13 protein-coding genes, 1 tRNA gene and 1 rRNA gene are annotated in these 21,859 nt (G+C 51.4%); 13 read left to right on the top strand and 2 right to left on the bottom strand.

Translation table 11 applies throughout. From position 1 onward, the window contains the following. The first annotated feature begins 255 nt into the window (after nt 1-255). From ACXAD4_RS16115 to ACXAD4_RS16175, 13 genes are all read left to right on the top strand, one after another. Nucleotides 256-1,341: an AI-2E family transporter gene (locus ACXAD4_RS16115; RefSeq protein WP_475242652.1), complete on the top strand. Its 1,086-nt coding sequence runs from the start codon at nt 256-258 to the stop codon at nt 1,339-1,341. Between the two features lie 101 nt (nt 1,342-1,442). Beyond that, nucleotides 1,443-2,462 (top strand): 16S rRNA (guanine(1207)-N(2))-methyltransferase RsmC, encoded by a 1,020-nt coding sequence (gene rsmC / locus ACXAD4_RS16120; RefSeq protein ID WP_475242653.1) that lies wholly within the window; start codon nt 1,443-1,445, stop codon nt 2,460-2,462. Nucleotides 2,463-2,764: 302 nt separating this feature from the next. Then, entirely contained in the window at nt 2,765-6,151 is a 3,387-nt protein-coding gene (locus ACXAD4_RS16125) for a response regulator (RefSeq protein ID WP_475242654.1), read from the top strand. A gap of 614 nt (nt 6,152-6,765) precedes the next feature. Next, nucleotides 6,766-8,445 carry an ABC transporter substrate-binding protein gene (locus ACXAD4_RS16130; protein WP_475242655.1) on the top strand — a complete coding sequence of 560 codons (1,680 nt, stop codon included), beginning with the start codon at nt 6,766-6,768 and terminating at the stop codon, nt 8,443-8,445. 134 nt (nt 8,446-8,579) lie between these two features. Further along, on the top strand, nt 8,580-9,566 hold the full coding sequence (locus ACXAD4_RS16135; protein ID WP_475242657.1) for an ABC transporter permease: 987 nt from the start codon (nt 8,580-8,582) through the stop codon (nt 9,564-9,566). 2 nt (nt 9,567-9,568) lie between these two features. Then, nucleotides 9,569-10,594, top strand: coding sequence for an ABC transporter permease (locus ACXAD4_RS16140; RefSeq protein WP_475242658.1), 1,026 nt, complete (start codon nt 9,569-9,571; stop codon nt 10,592-10,594). Further along, complete coding sequence (locus tag ACXAD4_RS16145) at nt 10,594-11,565, top strand: ABC transporter ATP-binding protein (protein ID WP_475242660.1); 972 nt, start codon at nt 10,594-10,596, stop codon at nt 11,563-11,565. Before ACXAD4_RS16140 ends, ACXAD4_RS16145 begins: the two co-directional genes overlap by 1 nt. 22 nt (nt 11,566-11,587) lie before the next feature. Next, nucleotides 11,588-12,583 carry an ABC transporter ATP-binding protein gene (locus ACXAD4_RS16150; RefSeq protein WP_475242661.1) on the top strand — a complete coding sequence of 332 codons (996 nt, stop codon included), beginning with the start codon at nt 11,588-11,590 and terminating at the stop codon, nt 12,581-12,583. A gap of 10 nt (nt 12,584-12,593) precedes the next feature. Further along, complete coding sequence (locus ACXAD4_RS16155) at nt 12,594-14,327, top strand: glycoside hydrolase family 9 protein (protein WP_475242663.1); 1,734 nt, start codon at nt 12,594-12,596, stop codon at nt 14,325-14,327. Beyond that, complete coding sequence (locus ACXAD4_RS16160; protein WP_475242664.1) at nt 14,320-15,207, top strand: glucosamine kinase nucleotide-binding domain-containing protein; 888 nt, start codon at nt 14,320-14,322, stop codon at nt 15,205-15,207. The genes ACXAD4_RS16155 and ACXAD4_RS16160 overlap by 8 nt, the downstream gene beginning before the upstream one ends. A 7-nt stretch (nt 15,208-15,214) precedes the next feature. Continuing rightward, on the top strand, nt 15,215-17,146 hold the full coding sequence (locus ACXAD4_RS16165; protein ID WP_475242666.1) for a beta-N-acetylhexosaminidase: 1,932 nt from the start codon (nt 15,215-15,217) through the stop codon (nt 17,144-17,146). Nucleotides 17,147-17,185: 39 nt separating this feature from the next. Next, nucleotides 17,186-19,591 carry a glycoside hydrolase family 94 protein gene (locus tag ACXAD4_RS16170; RefSeq protein WP_475242667.1) on the top strand — a complete coding sequence of 802 codons (2,406 nt, stop codon included), beginning with the start codon at nt 17,186-17,188 and terminating at the stop codon, nt 19,589-19,591. 56 nt (nt 19,592-19,647) lie between these two features. After that, nucleotides 19,648-21,060 (top strand): phosphoglucomutase/phosphomannomutase family protein, encoded by a 1,413-nt coding sequence (locus tag ACXAD4_RS16175; RefSeq protein ID WP_475242668.1) that lies wholly within the window; start codon nt 19,648-19,650, stop codon nt 21,058-21,060. A 507-nt stretch (nt 21,061-21,567) separates the two neighbouring features. On the opposite strand, the gene ACXAD4_RS16180 is transcribed toward ACXAD4_RS16175, so the two are convergent. Then, nucleotides 21,568-21,644: transfer RNA gene (locus ACXAD4_RS16180), tRNA-Asp, on the bottom strand. Nucleotides 21,645-21,686: 42 nt separating this feature from the next. Further along, a 5S ribosomal RNA gene (rrf, locus tag ACXAD4_RS16185) occupies nt 21,687-21,802 on the bottom strand. Between the last annotated feature and the right edge of the window lie 57 nt (nt 21,803-21,859).

A 21,859-nucleotide genomic window follows, 5' to 3' on the forward strand; every position in this document is an offset into this window, starting at 1 on the left:
ACTGTCTATATTTAGAATCTACGCATCACTGCCAGAAGACAAGTGCCAAAACAACCAGTGCAGCCAAGACCAAAACCGCCAGCGGAACCCGCCTTTTTTTCTTGGTCTCACAACCGCAGTCACAACACCCCATCGTCATACCTCCTCGCTGGAAAATCAGACAGATATTATCGATTGCCTCGTAAGCAATGTGGTGCAATCATAATACCAGACAGCAACATTAGCCTCATTAAAACTATCGAGAAGGGATGCACAGTGCCCAAACCATTCAAAGTAGAGTCTCGCCACTGGATGCTTATTGCCGCTTTGGCGCTGGCCGCCTACGCCAGTTACACATTGATTGAGCCGTATATCGGCCCTATCGTGATGGCGTTTATCATATCACTGCTCTATTACCCGCTGCATTTAAAGCTGGACAGGTTGATGCCTCGCTCGCCTAACCTGTCATCGGTACTGTCCTGCACCCTACTGACCTTCATCATCGTGATCCCGATGCTGGTGGTGTTTAGCTCAATCATTCATCAGGGCACTACCTTTTCCAGGGAGAGCTACACCTGGCTAACCTCCGGTGGGGTACAAGAGGTGCTGGCCCACCCTTATGTGGTCAAACTCCTATCGCTTATCGAAAAATATTCACCGTTCGAGCCGGTCGATACCCAGGTCATGGTGCAGAAAGTGGCATCGGCCTCTTCGAAGTTCGGTGCACAGCTACTGAATGTCAGTGCCCGATTGCTGGGAGATGCCACCAACTTCCTCATCAACTTCATGCTGATGCTGTTCGTGTTGTTCTTCCTACTGCGCGACCATGACAAGATCGTCCAGACCATCCGCCATGTGCTGCCACTCTCTCGCAGCCAGGAAGATGCCGTCCTCAATGAAGTCGAGCAAGTCGCCAAGTCTGCGGTACTCGGCTCTTTCCTCACCGCGCTTGCCCAAGGTTTTGCCGGTGGTTTTGCCATGTGGATGGCCGGTTTCCAGGGCTTGTTCTGGGGCTCAATGATGGCTTTTGCCTCGCTGATCCCGGTGGTCGGCACCGCGCTGATCTGGCTACCTGCGAGTATTTACCTGCTACTGATAGGCAAATGGGAATGGGCACTGTTCTTGGCTGGCTGGGGAGCGATTGTGGTCGGCTCTATCGATAACTTCCTGCGCCCACTGCTGATGCAGGGTAGCTCTGGCATGAGCACGCTGCTGATTTTCTTCTCCATCATTGGAGGCCTGCATGTGTTTGGATTGATCGGCCTGATTTACGGCCCGATTATCTTCGCCGTCACCTTGGTACTGTTCAAGCTCTACGAAGCCGAATTCCAGGACTTCCTCCAGCACCAAGACCATCATTAATCAGTTAGGCTGGGGCTCTGCCCCAGCCCGGCTTTTCTTATCCGCATTTTTGTGGAACAATTCGCGCCCCAACACAGCTTTCATCCATTCTTGAGGTCGTTATGTCATACAGTGCTGCTAGTCAGGTTGCTGCCCGTCAACTAGAGTTTTTCGAAAACCGCAAAGTCCTGGTGGCCGGTGAGCTCGATGACAGTTTTCCAAATGAGCTATCACAGACCGCTGCATCAGTAACGATCTTTACCACCAATTTCGGCTATGCCCGCCGTATGGCTGCCTTTAGCAATATCCATACAACCTTTGGCGCTGAGTTCAGTGATGAAGCCGATATCGATATGATTCTGCTGTATTGGCCGAAAGCCAAAGCCGAAGCCGAGTACCTGTTGGCGATGCTGCTGGCCAAGTTTGGTCCGGAAACCGAAATCTGTGTCGTGGGTGAAAACCGGAGCGGTGTGCGTAGTGCCGAGAAAATGTTCGCCCCTTATGGCAAGCTTACCAAGTACGATTCGGCCCGTCGCTGCAGCTTCTTCTGGGGCCGCTGCGATACCCAGGCTCCGGCTTTCGATATCAATGACTGGTTCCGCAGCTACCCACTTAGCATCGCAGGTACCGAGTTGACGATCCGCTCTCTGCCGGGCGTCTTCAGCCACGGTGAGTTCGACCAAGGTTCGAAACTGCTGCTGGAAACCCTGCCTTCACTGAAAGGCCGCGTACTGGACTTTGGCTGTGGGGCCGGTGTCATTGGTGCGGTAATGAAAACCAACAACCCATCCATTGAGTTGGAACTGTGTGATATCAGCGCCTTGGCCATCGCATCTGCCGAAGAGACTTTCCGGGAAAACCAACTGGAAGCAACCTTTACAGCCACTGATGTCTATGCGTCACTGAAAGGCCCATACGACTACCTGATCAGCAATCCGCCATTCCATGCCGGACTGAAAACCTTCTATGCCGCGACGGAAGACTTTATTGCCAAGGCGCCGCAGTACCTGAACAATGAAGGCCAACTGATCATTGTTGCTAACAGCTTCTTACGTTATCCACCGCTTATCGAGGAAAGCCTGGGCAACTGCGAGACCACAGCCAAGAACAATAAATTTAGTATTTACACTGCAAAAAAATGACTTATTAAGGCTGGGTAACACCCGGCCTCAGCCCAACTTTTCATACAAACCTGCACATTCTGGGCAATTTCATCTCCATAATTGACGGCAAAAACGTCAAATCTGTGTGTCGGCACACGCTTCCGCTTCCACTTTCTTGATTCCACGAAAAAACACAGTATAACTGGTGGTTATGGTGATTTTTCCGCACGATTGAACCGTTAATTTCGTCAATTTTACGGAAGCAATCAACACCTATATCAATAACATCAAGGCGTTACCACCAACGTAGCTTTGTCCCACAGGTATTTTCAGGCACCGGAATGCAGCAGACTACCCGTTTAAAGCGTCTCCAGCACACTTTAATGCTGGCTTTTTTAGTATTGAGTATTACCCCACTGATACTATCGGCCCTATTTTTCCTCAACTCCCATACCAAAGATCTGGCTGAACAGAGCACCAACCATCTTGCGTCCCTACTCGACAACAAGAAAAAACAGCTCAACAACTTCTTTGCCGGCCGGGAATCGGAGGTACAGAGCTTTGCCCGTTCCGAACTGGCCAATGCCAGCGGTGGCCGTTTCTATGGCTTAGTCGGCGCCTACCATCAGCTGGGCGATATTTCCGATGTACTGCACAAGACAGGTAGAGGCCGCTACTACACGGAAACATTGACCAATAAATCTCTCAACGAGCAAGACACCGGCAACTATGTCGGCCATGAGCGCTACCGGTTGATGTATAAGCGTTATAACTGGGCCTATGAAGAGTACCTTAAACGCTCTTCGTTCAGTGACATCTTGCTGGTCGATATCAACGGCAACATCGTCTATGCAGCCAACAGCCCGGGGATTTTTGGTATTAACTTGCCCCAGTCGGCGCAAGCGTACCCGGCATTAAGCCAGACATTCTCATCTATCCAGAAAAAAACCGAACAATCAGAAAGTGCGACCGACCAAGTCCCGGTTGCCTTCACCGATTTCAGTCCGTCTCAGGGCGAAGCCGATCTCGCGGCCTGGTTTGCTGCCCCTATCATCCAGCAAGGCTATTTGCACAGCTACGTGTTCTTCAAGCTGAGCAATCAATCTATCCGTGACTTCCTGAGTGACACTGGCAATAACTCCTACTCCGTCCAGACCTTGCTGGTCGGCCAGGATCACCGTTCTAGATTACCAACCGCGAGCGGAGATCCCGCCTCATTTTCCAGTAACAGTATCAACCGGGCGCTGGAAGGAGACAGCGGCGTGGGTAGCTTTGCCAACTTCAATGGCGTCCCGGTTCTCAGCGCCTTTTCCCCACTCAATATCATGGATAGCCCCTGGGCTTTGGTGGTCGAACTGCCTGAAGAGGAAGCTTTTGCCCGGATCCGCCAGCTAGAAGTGATTTTCTTCGTTGCCATGCTAACGGCCATCGTATTGGTCATTATCGCCTCGCATTGGCTGTCAAACTCCATTACTGCCCCTCTGCTTCGCCTGACCTGGGCTGCAGAGCAGGTCTCCGCCGGCGATATGGATCAGAAAATTGAAGGGACGGATCGCTGTGATGAAATAGGCCGCCTGGCTGTTAGCTTTGCCAGGATGCAGGCCTCGGTCAGGGAGAAAATGACCCTGATCCGCGAGCAAAACAATGAGCTGGAGCAAAACCTCCAGATCATCCAGCAGAAAAACAAGGAGCTACAAACTGCTGACAAGCTCAAGGATGAGTTCCTGGCAACCACTTCCCATGAGCTACGAACGCCTTTGCATGGTATGGTCGGTATTGCCGAGTCACTGCTGGCAGGCGCCAACGGTCCCGTCCAGCATTCTCAGCGCCGCCAGCTTGAAATCATGATCAACAGCGGCCAGCGCCTGACCAATCTGGTCGATGACCTGCTTGACTACCACAAGATGCGCTATGGCGATCTCGATATCCAGCAGCACGCGGTCGATGTCTCCTCTGCCGCCAGATTGGTGTTGGAGCTATCCAGCCATCTACTTGGCAGCAAACCGGTTCGCATTATCAACCAGATCCCCAACGACTTACCGCTGGTACAAGGGGACGAGCAGCGACTGGAGCAGGTTCTCTATAACTTGGTCGGAAACGCTATTAAGTACACCTCCGAAGGTAAGATCATCCTTTCGGCGACCATACTGGAATCGCAGCTTCGGATTCAGGTGGTCGATACCGGGCAAGGGATCCCGGCAGAGCAGCTCGAGCATATCTTCGAGCCCTTGATCCAGGCCAATACCCAATCAGCCAACTACCGCCAAGGCTCAGGACTCGGCCTGTCGATCAGCCGCCAGCTCATTGAACTGATGGGAGGGCGCCTGTACGTCAGCAGCCAGCCGATGATAGGCACGACCTTCAGCTTCACGCTGAATCTCGCTTCGGAGGCTGATATTGCCAACAGCGAGATCTCAAGCCGCAGCGGCCACTTCCAGATCCCGTCACCGGAAGCCCAAGCTTGCGAGCTAGAGCATATCGAGGAAAACCCCGATGGCGAACTGCTGCTGATTGTCGACGATGAACCCGTCAACCTTCAGGTTCTCAATAACTTCCTTCGCCTCGAGGGATACCGGGTGATCACAGCTGAAAGCGGGCCGCAGGCGCTGAAACTGGTTGAAAGCCACCAGCCAGCCCTGATGCTGCTAGATATCATGATGCCGGAAATGTCCGGCTATGAGGTCTGTGAGAAGCTGCGTCAAGATTATAATATGCTCGAGCTCCCGATCATCATGCTCTCGGCCCTCGGCCAGGTGCAGGATAGGATCCGTGGTTTTGAATCTGGCGCCAATGATTACCTCACCAAGCCATTTAACAAAGAAGAGCTCACCGCCCGTATCGGCGCTCACCTCAAAGCCGGGCAAACAGAGCGCCAGCTTAGAGAAAATCAACGCCTTACTGAAGAGATTGAACGCAGGGAGCAGGTTGAAAATAGCCTACTGGAGACGCAAAATCGCTTGCTGGGCTTACTCGAGTCGTCCAACGAGGCAATCCTCTGCGTCCAAAGTGGTGGTCGTATACGCTATGCCAATGCCGCTGCCGGCAAACTCTTCAACCGCTCGCCGGAGCAAGTAGAGCGCCACCATATCGAAGATATTCTGGCCACACATTTGCCGCAGGACATCAGTCTAAGCCACCACTTCCATGGCAGTTTGATGTTCAAGATCGGTGACAGCCTGACATCATTGGAAACCGATGTCATCAACCTCCCAGAGGAGTCAGGGTTACAGCGGATGTTTATCTTCGACAACCAGGGGCAGACCAGCAGCCACCGAATAGAGGTGCTGGAAAATGCCGTCGAAGTGCTCTCAGGCTTTGCTTTCAACCGAAATAAGGACAACCTGCAGAAGCTGCGCCACTTGGGGGACGAGTTCTGCTCCATAGCCGACAAGCTGGAGGGTAATGGCAAGAGCAAAAATGACACTTTGCGCGAACTGCTTGTAGAGATAATGAAGACCACACTGAAGCAATGGGAGGACTCCACCCAGAAGACCAAGTTCGAGCTAGCCGAGGAGAGCGGGTTGTGGCGGGTCTATCTCGACCGCAGCACCCTGCAGACACGTACGCTGGACAAGTACCTGCACCTGGAGACCCTACCGAAGACACCACGCTGGCGAACGGTACTCAGTACCATCGACTTTGTCCTTGAGCGTAGCCCTCAAAACACCCCGACACATAACGAGCTAGTGACGATGAAAGAGCAACTGCAGGATATCGTCAACCAATAATAACCAGAGCTCTTTATCCACTCTAAGCCTGCTCTGTGCAGGCTTTTTTTTACCTCGAATTATCCCTCACAAACCGCAAAAAACGCCCTGACACAGGCAAAATCAGTGGCGAAAAATCCCCCAGATACGACTCTATTTCCCACCTTACCCCACCCTCACAGCAAAAAGTTTCGGTTTATGAGAAGGTAATCACAACAAACTGCACTGATAAATTTTCCGCAGGGAAATAAGCGGCATGATTCATCCCGTTACATTAACCCTACACAGAGCAGAGCTTAAGCCCATGAATTTAAACGACTTAAAAATAAGTGCGAAATTTATCAGTATGAAACAGCGAAATAATAATTGCGACCTAAAGCACACTCACCACTCAAGCAAGCGCTGGATCACAGTCCGTTATTAACGTTTTTTACGGAGTGATAAACGAATTTAACGTTTTTGACGGGCAGCCTGATTGACCGTTTTGCCAATCAGGAGTTTCCTTAAGGCACACAGAGCCTACAAGGCCATTTGTTCGAGTGCGTTACTCAGCTTGAACAAAGTAGGTTCTTCCTCCCCGTGAAGACGGGGCTTTTTCCATAAGTGAAACTAAAAGCAAAGAGTAAGGAACAGCTATGCTTGCCAATATAAAGAAAAACCAGTTAGCGCTAGCCGTTGTAGCAGCAGCTTCAACTATGTTAACCGCCCCAGTGGCGTCGGCTGCAGAACGCAGCGAGCTAACTATGGTTCCTAAGTTCTATCCAACTTTTGTACGTAACTTTAACCCTTACCTACAGACTCAGCTAGATACAACCTATGACTTCATTTTCGAGCCATTGGTCGTATTCAACGAGCTTAAGGGTAACGAGCCGGTCATGCGTCTTGCAAAAGACTACTACATGTCAGATGACCTGATGGAAGTGACCTTCGAGATCCGTGATGGCGTAAAATGGTCAGACGGTAAGACGTTCTCTGCCAAAGATGTGGCATTTACTTTCGAGTTGCTGAAAAAACACCCAGAGCTTGATCGTACTGGTATCAATGCTCGCCTTAAAGGTGTGAAAGCGAAAGGCGACAAAGTTACCTTTAGCCTGACAGAAGCGAACTCGAATGTTCCTTACTTGATCTCTAAAGTTGCCGTTGTGCCTGAGCACGTTTGGAGTAAAGTTGAGGATCCAACTCGCTTCACTAACGAAAACCCTGTCGGTACGGGTCCTTTCACTGAGATTGATACCTTTACCCCTCAGCTGTACACCCAGTGCCGTAACCCTAACTACTGGGATAACGCCAACCTAGACGTTGACTGTCTGCGCCTTCCTCAGGTAGGTGGCAACGACCAGTTCCTAGGTCAGGTACTGAGTGGCCAGTTTGACTGGACATACGCCTTCATCCCAGATGTTGACAGCACATACGCAGCAGCAAGCCCAGACAACAAGTACTGGTACCCTGCAGGTGGTACGCAAGCATTCATGCTGAACTACAAAACACCGAACAAAGGTAACCACGAAGCAATCAACAACATTGATTTCCGTCGTGCCTTCTCTATGGCTATCGACCGTGAAACTATCATCGATATCGCTTTCTATGGCGGCGGTGTAGTGAACGACTATGCATCAGGTCTAGGCCAGGCATTTGAATCTTGGTCAGATGAAGCTGTACACGAGAAGTACAAGCCATACATGACTTACAATGTTGCCAATGCTAAAGCGCTACTGAAAAAAGCCGGCTTTAAAGACACCAACGGCGACGGCTTCGTTGAAACACCTACGGGTAAGAAGATTGAGCTTTCTATCCAATCGCCAAACGGTTGGACTGACTTCAACAACACCGTTCAGCTAAGCGTTGAAATGCTACAGGAAGTGGGTATCAAGGCGAAAGCTAGCACACCTGATTTCTCGGTATACAACCAGGCTATGCTGGATGCCACTTACGATGTAGCTTACACCAACTACTTCCACGGTGCAGATCCTTACACATACTGGGATAGTGCTTACCACTCACGCTTCCAGGCTAACGAAGGTATGCCTCGTTTCGCCCTGCACTACTGGAAGAGCGAGAAGCTGGATAACCTACTAGCGGGCTTCTACAAGACAGCTGACCGCGACGAGCAGGTTAAAATGGCACATGCTATCCAGGAGATCATTGCAGAGAACCAAGTAACAATCCCTGTAATGTCAGGTGCTTACACATCTCAGTACAACACAGCACGCTTTACTGGTTGGTGGAACGAGAAGAATCCGAAAGGACGTCCGATGCCTATCACCAACACGCAAGAGCGTCTACTTCAAGTACTTGATCTAAAACCTAAATCGTAATTGTCGTAATTTGCGGTGCGCACCTTGCGCACCGCCCCTTCAACCTTCCCCCTTAGAAATAACTATGGCCAGTGGTCAGGGAAGAGTGTGTCTGAAATCTGGTTGGAGAAGCTGGATATTTTAAGGTGTGAGTTATGGGATTCTTTCTACGCAGACTTAGCTTTTACTTTATTGCGCTCCTGTTCGCAATAACCCTCAATTTTATAATTCCCCGGGCGATGCCGGGTGATCCGGTCACCATGATGTTTGCCAATGCCGCAGTACAGGTGACCCCAGAACGTATCGCAGCAATGAAAGAGCTGCTGGGCTTTGTAGACGGCCCAATGTATCAGCAATACTTTATCTACCTCAAAGGTATCCTGTCGTGGGATTTAGGGATCTCAATCCAAACTTACCCACAAACCGTTAACGACGTACTGGGCAATGCTGTTGGTTGGTCACTATTTCTTGCCGGTACCGCTGTTATCTTGGCTTTCTGCATGGGTTCTACCCTGGGTATTTTTGCCGCCTGGAAACGCGGGAGTAAATACGACGCCTTCATCTCTCCGGGGATGCTGGTCATACAGGCAGTACCGCCAGTTGTGGTCGCCATGTTGGTCCTTTACACCTTTGCTATCGGAACGAAATGGTTCCCTTCAACATACGCCTATACCCCGGGAACTACGCCGGACTGGACGAGCCTAGACTTTTACCTAGATGTCGGTTACCACGCAGTACTGCCTTTGTTCTGTGCCACCATCATCCAAATCGGCGGCTTCCTGATCAATATGCGTAACAACATGATCAACCTGCTGAACGAAGACTACATCACCATGGCCAAGGGTAAGGGCCTGAGCGAGAACCGCGTCGTTTTCAAATATGCCGCCCGTAACGCCATGCTGCCGAGTGTCACCGCCCTGTCGATGGCAATTGGTATGGCTATCGGTGGCCAGCTAATCATCGAGATGATTTTCAACTACCCGGGTCTTGGCACTGTCCTGCTCAATGCCATTAACACCCGAGACTACCAAGTACTGCAAGGTCAGCTATTGATCATGACTATGTTCATGCTGTTCTTCAACTTCTTGGCCGACCTTCTAATTGTTGCTCTGGATCCTCGCCTACGTAAGGGAGGCAAATAATCATGAAAGGACTAATCAAACTACTTTCCAGTAATGCCAAGGCTATGTTTGGCCTCACCATCATCGCTATCTTTATTTTTGGGGCGCTATTTGCTCCGGTGATTACCAAATATGCACCCGATAAACGTACAGGTAGCCCGCACGAGTACCCTGCTTTTGTGGTAAAAGCTGCGCAAAATAACCCTGACGGTTGGGTATCAACCAATCTGGCGGACAGCAAGCGTACTTTACGTCTATCTAAAGATGCTGACCATGTCCTAGGCACCACCCGCATGGGCCGTGATGTTTGGTCTCAGGTTGTCTACGGTGCCCGTACCTCACTCGCAGTCGGTTTCGGTGCCGGTATCATGGTGTGTTTCCTGGCAACCGTTATCGGTGTTTCTGCCGGTTACTTCGGCGGCCGGGTCGACGACATCCTGTCGGCAGCCATGAACATCATGTTGGTGATCCCCCAGCTACCGCTGTTGTTCGTGATTGCCGCCTTTATCGGCCAGGCCGGCCCACTGACGATCGCGATAGTGATCGGGATGACATCCTGGGCATGGGGTGCCCGTGTAGTCAGGGCGCAAACCCTCTCCTTACGTGAGAAAGAGTTCGTCAAGGCAGCTGAAGTATTAGGCGAATCATCTACCCGTATTATCTTTGTCGAGATCCTTCCAAACCTGATTTCGATTGTCGGTGCAAGTTTCATTGGCTCAGTCATGCTGGCCATCATGATGGAAGCCACCCTGTCCTTCCTTGGCCTGGGCGACCCGAACTCCATCAGCTGGGGCATCATGCTTTACAACGTTCAAACCTCATCATCCATGCTGGTTGGCGCTTGGTGGGAACTATTAGCACCTTGTCTCGCCCTGACATTCATAGCAATTGGCCTGGCAATGCTGAACTTTGCCGTCGATGAAATCGCCAACCCGCAACTACGTTCGCACAAAGGCATGCGCCGCTGGCAGAACATGGCAAAAGAAAACCAGAAACAAGCTAAGGCAAACATCGCGCCTCAGCCAGCCCTTGAAGGGGGAGAGAAATAATGAATGATCCACAAATTTCTATCCGCAACCTGTGCGTTGACTACATTACCGATGCCGGTGATGTGCGTGCGGTAAACAACGTCAGCTTCGATATTGGCAAAGGCGAAATCTTTGGTCTGGCGGGCGAATCAGGCTGTGGTAAATCCACCGTAGCCTTCTCGCTGATGCGCCTGCACAAGCCGCCTGCGTTTATTACTGGTGGCGAGGTTATCTTCGACGGCCACGGAGACATCCTGAAATTCAATGACATGCAAATGTCAGCATTCCGCTGGAGCGAGATCTCCATGGTCTTCCAGAGTGCGATGAACGCCCTCAACCCGGTTCTGACATTGGAAGAGCAGTTCTGCGATGTGATCATGCGCCATACTGCAATGACCCGCCAACAAGCTGTGCGCCGTGCCGAAGGCCTGCTGGAAATCGTCGATATCCATCCAAGCCGCCTGCGTGATTTCCCGCACCAGTTCTCTGGTGGTATGCGCCAGCGCTTGGTCATTGCCATTGCCCTGGCCTTGAACCCAAAAATGATCATCATGGATGAGCCAACTACCGCTCTGGATGTGGTGGTACAGCGCGAAATCCTACAGAAGATCTACGCCCTGAAAGAGGAGTTCGGCTTCTCTATCCTGTTCATTACCCACGACCTGTCGTTGATGGTCGAGTTCTCCGATCGCATCGGCATCATGTATTCCGGTGAACTGGTTGAGGTCGCGCCGTCCAAGCAGATCCTGGAAACCCCATTCCATCCTTATACCGAAGGGCTGGGTAGCTCTTTCCCACCGTTGACTGGGCCTAAGACCCGTCTGACAGGGATCCCGGGCAACCCGCTCAACCTATTGGAAGTGCCGACTGGATGCCGCTTCCAGGCCCGCTGCAGCAAGGCCCACGACGCTTGCTTCAGCCATGCAACCCAGCTTCGTCAGCTGGAACCAGGCCGTTTTAGTAACTGCCACCTATTCAACAAGAGCAGTTAAGGATTAAGTAATAGGAAGCATTATGAGCAAGCCAATCGGACAACCAATTATTGAAGGGAAGAACCTCGTCAAGGACTTCCCGGTCAACAGCAACTCGCTGAAAAAATCCATGATGCGTGCCATCAACGACGTATCATTCAAAATGTACAAAAGCCGCGGCCTGTCTGTCGTCGGTGAATCCGGCTCGGGTAAATCGACCACGGCCAAGATGATTGCCAAGATGTACGCGCCGACAGACGGACATATCGAATACTACGGACGTGATATTGCCACCATCGAGAAAAAAGCCGACCTGATGCAATACCGCCAAGGTATCCAGATGGTATGGCAAGACCCGTTCGGCTCGCTGAACCCGACCCACACCATTTTCCACCATGTGGCGCGCCCGCTGCTGATCCACAACAAAGTCAGCAAAGGCAACAAGAAAGAATTGGAAGAAAGGGTCTACGATCTGCTTGAACAGGTTGGTCTGATCCCGCCTAAAGAAACCGCAGCCAAGTATCCGCATCAGCTCTCTGGTGGCCAGCGTCAACGCGTCAACCTAGCGCGAAACATTGCCGTTGGTGCCGAAGTTGTACTGGCCGATGAGCCGACGTCGATGCTCGATGTTTCGATCCGTGCAGGTGTACTCAACCTGATGGAAGAGATGAAGTTCGAGCGCGAGATGGCGCTTCTCTATATTACCCACGATATCGCCACTGCGCGTTACATTGCTGAAGATCTGGCTGTGATGTATGTCGGTCACATGGTTGAGTGGGGAGATACCGAAGAGATCATTCACGATCCGCAGCACCCTTATACCCAGCTTTTGGTTTCGGCAGTTCCGGATCCGAAGAAGTCTATCCACGAGAAGCTCAAGGGTAACAAAGGGGAGATCCCGCTCTGGACACCAGAAAGCCTAGGTTGCCCATTTGCCGGTCGCTGTACCCATGCGACAGACAAGTGCCGTGAGCAACTTCCGGGAGTAACCCAGCTCTCCGACAACCATTTCGTACGTTGTTACCTGTACGAGAATTGATGGAGGGATCATGCAGCTGTTAACCAACCACTTAGGCTATGAGCAATTTGGCCACAAGCAGGCAGTCGTTCAAACGGCATCAGCTATTGACGCTCAATATGCCGAGCTTATCTGTGCCCGCAGCCAACAGCCTATCATGCAGCTGCCTCTTGAGGCCTGTGGTCCGGTCGATCAATGGCACACAGGGCTCACCTACACTATCGACTTTTCCGCACTCAAGGAGTGCGGGAAATATCACCTTCGTGTCGGTGACACCTTGTCGGAGCCATTTGCTATCGCCGAGGGGCTATTGATGACTCGCACTTTCAGCGATGTCCTGCATTACTTTAAATCCCAGCGCTGCGGCGGCAAGTTTGATTTGGCCGATCGCACGGTTCCGATACTCGGCACCGAGACCAAGGTTGATGTCAGCGGAGGCTGGTACGACGCATCTGGTGACGTCAGCAAATACCTGAGCCACCTATCCTTCAGCAACTATTTCAACCCGCAGCAAACACCTATGGTGGTGTGGAATATGCTGTCTGCTTTCGAAACCCTGGCAAACGAAGAAGCCTTTGCTGACTTCAGCCGGGTTCGCTTGCTGGAAGAAGCTCTCTATGGAGCCGATTTTCTTGTCAAAATGCAGGCACCGCAGGGCTACTTCTACACCACGGTCTTCGACAAATGGAGCAAGCAAACCGAACAGCGTGAAATCTGTAGTTACGCCCATCAAAGTGGCGACAAATCTACCGACTTCCAAGCGGGTTTCCGCCAGGGAGCAGGGGTTGCTATTGCCGCCTTGGCAGCAGCAAGCCGGATCCTGAATAGCCCAACAGCAAAGCACATCGGCTATCCATCAACAGCCAACGTGACCTATCTAGCGGCAGCGGAGCAAGGCTACTGGCACTTGGTTGAGCACAATCTGCAATATCTTGATGACGGTATTGAAAACATCATCGATGAATACTGTGCCCTGCTGGCCGCTGTTGAGCTTTTCCGTGCCACCAGCAATACCGATTTCTTGGCACAAGCCCGAAACTGGGCAAACAGACTGGCCATGCGCCAACTGAGTGATGAGCAGCAGCATTGTTACTGGTCGGCCAATAGTGATGGCAGCCGCCCATACTTCCACGCTGCAGAAGCCGGTTTGCCGGTGATCAGCTTGCTCAAGTATTTAGCTATCGAGCCAGAGCCTCAGCGTCAGAAACAGCTGGGGGATGTCGTCGCTAATGCGGTCGCCTTCGAACTCGATATTACCCACGAAGTTACCAACCCATTTGGTTATCCACGGCAATACACCAAGCCAGTCGACGGTCCAAAAGCCTCGGCATTTTTCACTCCCCACCACAATGAAACCGGATATTGGTGGCAAGGGGAAAACGCCCGCTTGGCCTCACTGGCCAGCATGGCATTTATGGCGGCAAGCTATCCAAGCTGCCAACCATTGCGCCCGCAACTCAAAACCTATGGCCAAAGACTACTCGATTGGCTGCTGGGTCTAAACCCATTCGATATTTCCATGCTTGACGGTCACGGCCGCAACAACCCGGATTACCTGCCAGAACTCGGCTTTTTCAATGCCAGAGGCGGGGTCTGCAATGGCATTACCTCAGGATTCGATAACGAACACGACATTGCCTTCAACCCAGCACCGCATCACCAAGACATTCTCCAGAACTGGCGCTGGGGAGAGCAATGGATCCCCCATGCTACTTGGTATTTATTGGCTGTAACGCTGCAATTTAAGGAGCGACACAATGACTGATCCTATTCGCTACTACGTCGGGGTAGATGGTGGCGGTACATCTTGCCGGGCTCGGATAACAGACAGCAACGGGCGCTTTTTGGGTGAAGCCAAAACAGGCAGTGCCAATATTTTGCTTGGCGCCAATGTCGCAATGGCGTCTATTATCGATGCCATCGCCACGGCAGCAGCGGCTGCCGAACTGACAAAAAACGACTTTTCTGCGATGTCAGTCGGATTGGCCCTGGCCGGCGCGGAGCAGCAGTCCGCCTGGTATGAATTTATGGCCCAGCCACACCCTTTCGGTGCGGTCACCCTCAATACCGACGCCTACGGAGCCTGCCTTGGTGCTTGGGGAGGAAACGATGGTGCCATCCTGATTGCCGGCACAGGATCGTGTGGCATTTTGCTCAAGGGCACCGAGCAGCACGTGGTCGGCGGACGCGAGTTTCCGATCTCCGATCAGGGCGGCGGGGCTGTCATGGGGCTTCGCCTCATCCAACAAACCCTGCTGGCCCATGATGGGATCCGCCCTATCACCCCATTGGCGGAGCATGTACTGAGCCACTTCAAGCATGATATCGATGCCATCGTCAGCTGGTCTAAATCAGCACGCCCTTGCGATTATGGCCAGTTCTCTCCGGCAATTTTTGCAGAAGCTTACCGGGGGGATGCACTCGGTATCGAACTCCTCAACCAAACTGCGGCAGATGTAGAAATGTGGATGAAAGCGTTGATCAGCCGCGGAGCCGAGCAAATCTGCCTAATGGGCAGCATTGCAGAGCGGATCCAGCCTTGGTTGATCCCGCCAATGCAGCAGCGTGTCGCCGAGCCAATGGGTGATGCGATGGATGGGGCATTGGCGATGGCTCGCGGTTACCACAACCTTTACCCATTATGAGGTGGCTATGAGTTATCGTCTTGATTTTGTCGTCATCGAACAGCAGCCGGATGAGTCGCGGCTTGCGTTGACAATTCACAACCTATCGGACAAACCGCTTACCCAATGGTCTCTGCATTTTACAATGGGGCGCTGGCTCAACCACGCCAGCTTAACCAATGGGCAACTGAAGCAAGTGGGGAGCTACTGCACGCTAACTCCTAGTCGAAATGAAACATTGCAGTCTAATGGCCACTTCTACACCGAGTTCACCATAGGAACCAAACCCTTTACCTTGCTGGATGATGGGATCATCGATGCCTTTATCTGCAGCGATGGCCAAACACCATTTATCACTCCGCAGCCTGTAGAAATTACAGCTTTCGGCTTGCATCACCCGCAGAGCAAACGCCATAACACAAAACTGGAACCAGCTGCCGCAATCAGTCTTGTCCCTGCTCCGCAACAAATCAGGACACTTTCCGGGCAGTTTACATTCAGCCGAAACACCGCGGTTTCCGTAGCAACTCCTCTTGCTGAAGGTTGCAGCCGTTGGTTGCAGGCCGAAGTTGAGAGCCAAATGCACGAAAAGCTGGCAGTGGATCCTAAAGGTAATATTCACTACCAGCTCCAAGAGCAACTTGCCGATGGTGCTTACAAGTTACTGGTCGAACAAGATGATATTTGGCTGCTTGCCAGCTCAGTATCCGGCTTCTGCCATGCAACAGCCTCGTTATTACAGCTCATTCCGCCTCAGCCCAATCATTGTGCTGATGCGGCTTACCGTATTCCTATGGTCGAAATCAGTGATGCGCCGCATTTTGAGCACCGCGGTATGATGCTTGACTGTGCCCGCCACTTCCACCCGGTAGAGCGCATCAAATTCTTGCTTGATCAGCTGGCTCGATTCAAGTTCAACGTCTTCCACTGGCATCTCACCGATGATGAAGGTTGGCGGGTAGAAGTTGATAGCTACCCAGAGCTCACGCGAATTGGGGCTTGGCGGGGCCCGAATGAAAGAATCCAACCGCAATTTACCGCCATCAGCCAGCGCCATGGTGGCTATTACAGCAAGCAGGATATCCGCGACATCATCAGTTATGCCGCAGACCGAGGGATCATGGTGATCCCAGAAATCGATATTCCCGGGCATTGCCGGGCGGCAATCAAATCCCTACCCGATTTACTTGTCGACCCGGATGACCATTCCGTTTATCGCAGCATTCAGGGTTACAACGACAATGTTCTGTCACCGGCTCTGAAAGGGACCTATACCTTTATCTCCAATGTTCTCGATGAAGTCTGTGAGCTTTTCCCTGCCCCCTATGTTCATATTGGTGCCGATGAAGTACCGAAAGGTGTATGGACAGATAGCCCTGCATGCCAAGCATTGATGGAAGAGCAAGACTATAAGGATCCCAAAGAACTTCAAGGCCACTTATTGCGCTTTGTCGAAAACCACCTCGCCAGCAAAGGCAAGCGCATGATGGGCTGGGAAGAAGCGACTCATGGCGACAAAGTCAGCAAAGATACTGTCATTTTCTCCTGGATAAGCGAAGAAGCCGGCCTTATGTGTGCCAAAGCCGGGTATGACGTCGTTATGCAGCCTGGGCAAGCCACCTACCTCGATATGGCCCAGGGCTATTCAGCAGAAGAAGCCGGCGTCGACTGGGCAGGCAAGCTTACGCTGGAGCAGGTATACCAATATCACCCTCTGGCTGAACTACCTGACGGTGATCCGGCCCGCCATCACATCAAAGGTATTCAGTGCGCCCTGTGGTGTGAACTGATCAATAGCCAAAGCCGATTCGAGTACATGCTCTATCCCCGCTTACTAGCCATCGCTGAATTAGGCTGGACAGCTCCCGAGAAACGTAACTGGCCTGATTTCACCGCCCGCCTAGCCGGCCAGTTCGCATATTTAGACAAAGTAGGCATCAATTACCGTCGCTGCGAGTAAGGCGCAGGACAACGATTACAATAAAAGGATTGAAACACCATGAAATACGGTTTTTTTGACAACGATAATAGAGAGTATGTGATCACCCGTCCTGATGTGCCTGCTCCTTGGACCAACTACCTGGGAACAGAAAAGTTCTGTACGGTTATCTCGCACAACGCAGGTGGCTACTCATTTTATAACTCGCCTGAGTACAACCGAGTCACTAAATTCCGCCCGAATGCGACATTTGATCGTCCGGGCCACTATGTCTATCTGCGTGATGACGAAACGGGTGACTACTGGTCCATCTCTTGGCAGCCAGTGGCGAAAAGCCTAGAGGAAGCCAACTACGAAGTCCGCCATGGTCTGTCATACTCGAAGTTCAAATGTGAATACAGTGGCATCACTGCGACCAAAACCCTATTTGTACCAAAAGGCGAAGATGCTGAAATCTGGGATGTCGTCATCAAGAACACATCCGACAAACCTCGTACTATCAGTGCATTCTCATTTGTAGAGTTCTCATTTAGTCATATCCAATCGGACAATCAGAACCATCAAATGTCGCTATACTCTGCCGGTACAGAATATAAAGAAGGCGTGATCGAATACGATCTCTACTACAACACCAATGACTTCGAAGGCTTCTATTACCTAGCCTCAACGTTCTCTCCTGATAGCTACGATGGTCAGCGCGACAGTTTCCTAGGCCTGTACCGAGATGAAGCTAACCCGATTGCAGTTGAAAAAGGCCAGTGTTCAAACTCAGCCCAAACTTGTTACAACCACTGTGGTTCACTGCACAAGCAATTCACGATCCAGCCGGGTGAAGAAGTCCGCTTTGCTTACATCCTAGGGATCGGCAAAGGCAATGGCGAACGTCTACGAGCCAAGTACCAGAACTTGGAAGAGGTCGATGCCGCATTTGCCGGGATCAAAGCCCACTGGGATGAGCGCTGTGCTAAGTTCCAGGTCAAATCGCCAAATGAAGGGCTGGATACAATGATCAATGCTTGGACCCTATACCAGGCAGAGACTTGTGTGGTCTGGTCTCGATTCGCCTCATTTATCGAAGTGGGTGGCCGTACTGGTTTGGGATACCGTGATACCGCTCAAGATGCAATCTCGGTTCCGCACTCCAATGCCGCAATGACTCGCAAGCGCTTGGTTGATCTGCTTCGCGGCCAGGTAAAAGCGGGCTATGGTCTCCACTTGTTCGATCCTGATTGGTTTGATCCGGAAAAAGCTGATGTCGAACCGTCGAAATCTCCAACTGTTGTTCCTACGCCGAGTGACGAAGATAAGATCCACGGTATTGAAGATACCTGCTCTGATGATCACCTATGGCTGATCCCTACCATCTGTAAGTATGTGACGGAAACCGGTGAGGAGAGCTTCTTTGATGAAGTGATCCCATATGCTGATGGCGGCGATGCTACCGTCTACGAGCACATGAAAGCCGCACTGGATTTCTCGGCCGAATATGTAGGTCAAACAGGGATCTGTAAAGGCTTACGAGCTGACTGGAACGACTGCCTGAACCTCGGTGGCGGTGAGTCTGCCATGGTTTCATTCCTGCATTTCTGGGCACTGCAGGAATTCATCGAACTTGCGAAGTATCTTGGCAAAAACGATGACATTGCAAAATATACTGAAATGGCAGCCAACGTCCGCGAAGCCTGTGAGCAGCACCTATGGGATGAAGAAGGCGGCTGGTATATCCGCGGCCTAACCAAAAACGGTGACAAGATAGGTACCGCCCAGCAAACAGAGGGACGTATCCACCTTGAATCCAATACCCTTGCAGTTCTATCGGGTCTTGCCTCTCAAGAACGCGGTAAACAAGCCATGGACGCCGTTGACGAAAACCTGTTCTCCGAATACGGCCTTCACCTGAACGCCCCATCATTTGCCACACCGAATGATGACATTGGCTTTGTTACTCGGGTTTACCAAGGGGTAAAAGAGAATGGCGCTATCTTCTCTCATCCAAACCCTTGGGCTTGGGTAGCGGAAGCCAAGCTAGGACGTGGCGATCAAGCCATGAAGTTCTACGATGCCCTGAACCCGTTCAACCAGAATGACATTATCGAGAAACGTATCGCCGAACCTTACTCGTACGTTCAGTTCATCATGGGACGCGATCATCAAGATCATGGCCGTGCCAATCACCCTTGGCTGACAGGGACATCTGGCTGGGCTTACTTTGCCGTCACCAATTTCATCTTGGGTGTCCAAACAGGCTTTGCCGGCTTAACGGTTAATCCATGTATTCCAACCAGCTGGCCTGGCTTTGAAGTCACTCGCCAATGGCGTGGTGCGACATACCAGATCAAAGTCGAAAACCCGAACGGTGTAAGCAAAGGCATTCAGTCTATCAGCCTCAATGGCGAAGCGATTGAGGGAGCTATTCCTGCCCAGCCTGAAGGCAGCACTAACACAGTTACGGTTGTGATGGGTTAACACATTTGGGGCGCCGCTTGCGCCCCGTCTATCTACGAGAGAATAGGAGTTCCATTATGATCCAATTTGGAACCGGTGGCTGGCGCGCCCTTATCGGGGAAGAGTTCACCAAAGACAATGTACGCCTTGCAGCCCAAGGGCTGGCAAATATCATGATTGCCGAACAAGTGACTGATAACGGTTTTGTTATTGGCTATGACCGTCGCTTTCTGTCAGACAAAGCGGCCGCCTGGTTCGCTGAAGTAATGGCCGCAAATGGTATCAGAGTGAGCTTGATCAATAAGTTTGTTCCTACCCCGATAGTCATGTTCCAAGCCAAAGAGATGGGCACTACATACTCAGCCTGCATCACAGCCTCGCATAATCCAGCCGACTACAACGGTATCAAGGTCTTCATTGAAGGAGGCCGGGACGCCGACGAAGTCATAACGGCTAAAATTGAGCAACAGGTTGCGACACTCACAGCCAAAGACGTCAAGTCAGTCGATTTCGAGCAGGCGCTTGAAGACAAGCTCATTACCCAGATCAACCCGATGAACGACTTTGTCGATTCCATCATTAACTTCATCGATATCGATGCGATAAAGAAAGCAAACTTGCGGGTACTGATTGACCCAATGTTCGGTGTTGCCAAGAACGCCCTACAAACCGTTTTGATCACCGGCCGCTGTGATGTGGATGTGATCAACGATGGACAAAACCCAGCCTTTGGCGGCTTGATGCCATCACCTAACGCGGCAACGCTCTACCGTCTGAAACACCTTGTGGCCCATGAAGGTTACGATATTGGTATTGGTACCGATGGTGATGCAGACCGACTGGGCATCATTGATGAAAAAGGTAACTTCATTCACCCGAACGAAGTCTTGATGCTGCTGTATTACTACCTGCTTGAATATAAAGGCTGGAAAGGCTCTGTGGTTCGCAACATCGCTACTACTCACCTGCTAGACAAGATTGCGGCAGACCATGGAGAGAAAAGCTTTGAAGTTCCGGTCGGCTTCAAACACATCAGTTCACAAATGGAAGCCGATGACTCGCTCATTGGCGGTGAAAGCTCTGGTGGCCTTACAATCCGTGGCCATATAAAAGGTAAGGATGGTGTATTTGCCTCTAGCTTACTGGTCGAGATGATAAGTGTGACGGGCAAAAAGTTGTCAGAAATGCTTGATGAGATTTATGGCAAGTATGGCTTTGCCTATACCGCAGAAGGTGACTGTACCTTCCGCCCTAGGGATCGCCAGCGCCTATATGACAAGATCTACATCAACAAGGAGCTACCTGATTTCGAATGGGAAATCGACCATGTGAGCTATGCCGATGGGGCTAAAGTCTACTTCAAGAATGGTGGCTGGGCACTCGCCCGCTTCTCAGGCACCGAGCCTCTGTTGAGGCTGTTTGCTGAGATGGAGAATCAAGAACAGGCCGAGAAGGTTGTCAGCCAATTGAAGGCTTTCCTCAACCTTTAACGCTTACCCCTTTCTCAGCGCTAGCCTTACCACTGCCTTGGTTAGCGCTGGGGAAACACGTTGAGTCCTAAGGTAACATGCACATAGCTGTTACATTTCGCAGGCTTTAAGCCTTCGCGGCAAGGGTAGCTTCGCTACCCTTTTTCTTTTTTGGCACGACAATATTTACAATGCCGTATGCCAGTCCATTGTTTCATCTCGGCTCTTCCTGCAGCCGTTTTGCCTATAGCCACAAACCAGTACCCCCTTACCTGAAACGTAAAAAAGCCCAGGTATTTCTGCTTGGGCTTAGTATTAGTGGCGAAGGGCCGGGCTGCCGGACGCGACCAAAGTGCGCAGCACTTTCTGTAGCGTCAGATACAAGAAAGCTTAAGTCTTTCGACTTGGGCTTAATATAAGTGGCGGAACGGCCGGGCTGGCGCTCCAGCGGGACTCATTCTCCTGCAAGGCGAACATATCTCACAGACGTAAAAAAGCCCAAGCATTTCTGCTTGGGCTTAGTATAAGTGGCGGAGCGGACGGGACTCGAACCCGCGACCCCCGGCGTGACAGGCCGGTATTCTAACCAACTGAACTACCGCTCCACTCAAATCACCGCACGTTCACTGCGATAATCTAAATTGGAAGCCTGGCGATGTCCTACTCTCACATGGGGAGGCCCCACACTACCATCGGCGCTATTACGTTTCACTACTGAGTTCGGCATGGGATCAGGTGGGTCCATAATGCTATGGTCGCCAAGCAAAATTCTTACAATCTTGAAAGCTGATGTTCTCAACACTCATCCAAGTGTTTGCGG

This window comes from Photobacterium sp. AWH4_225, from assembly GCF_056158405.1.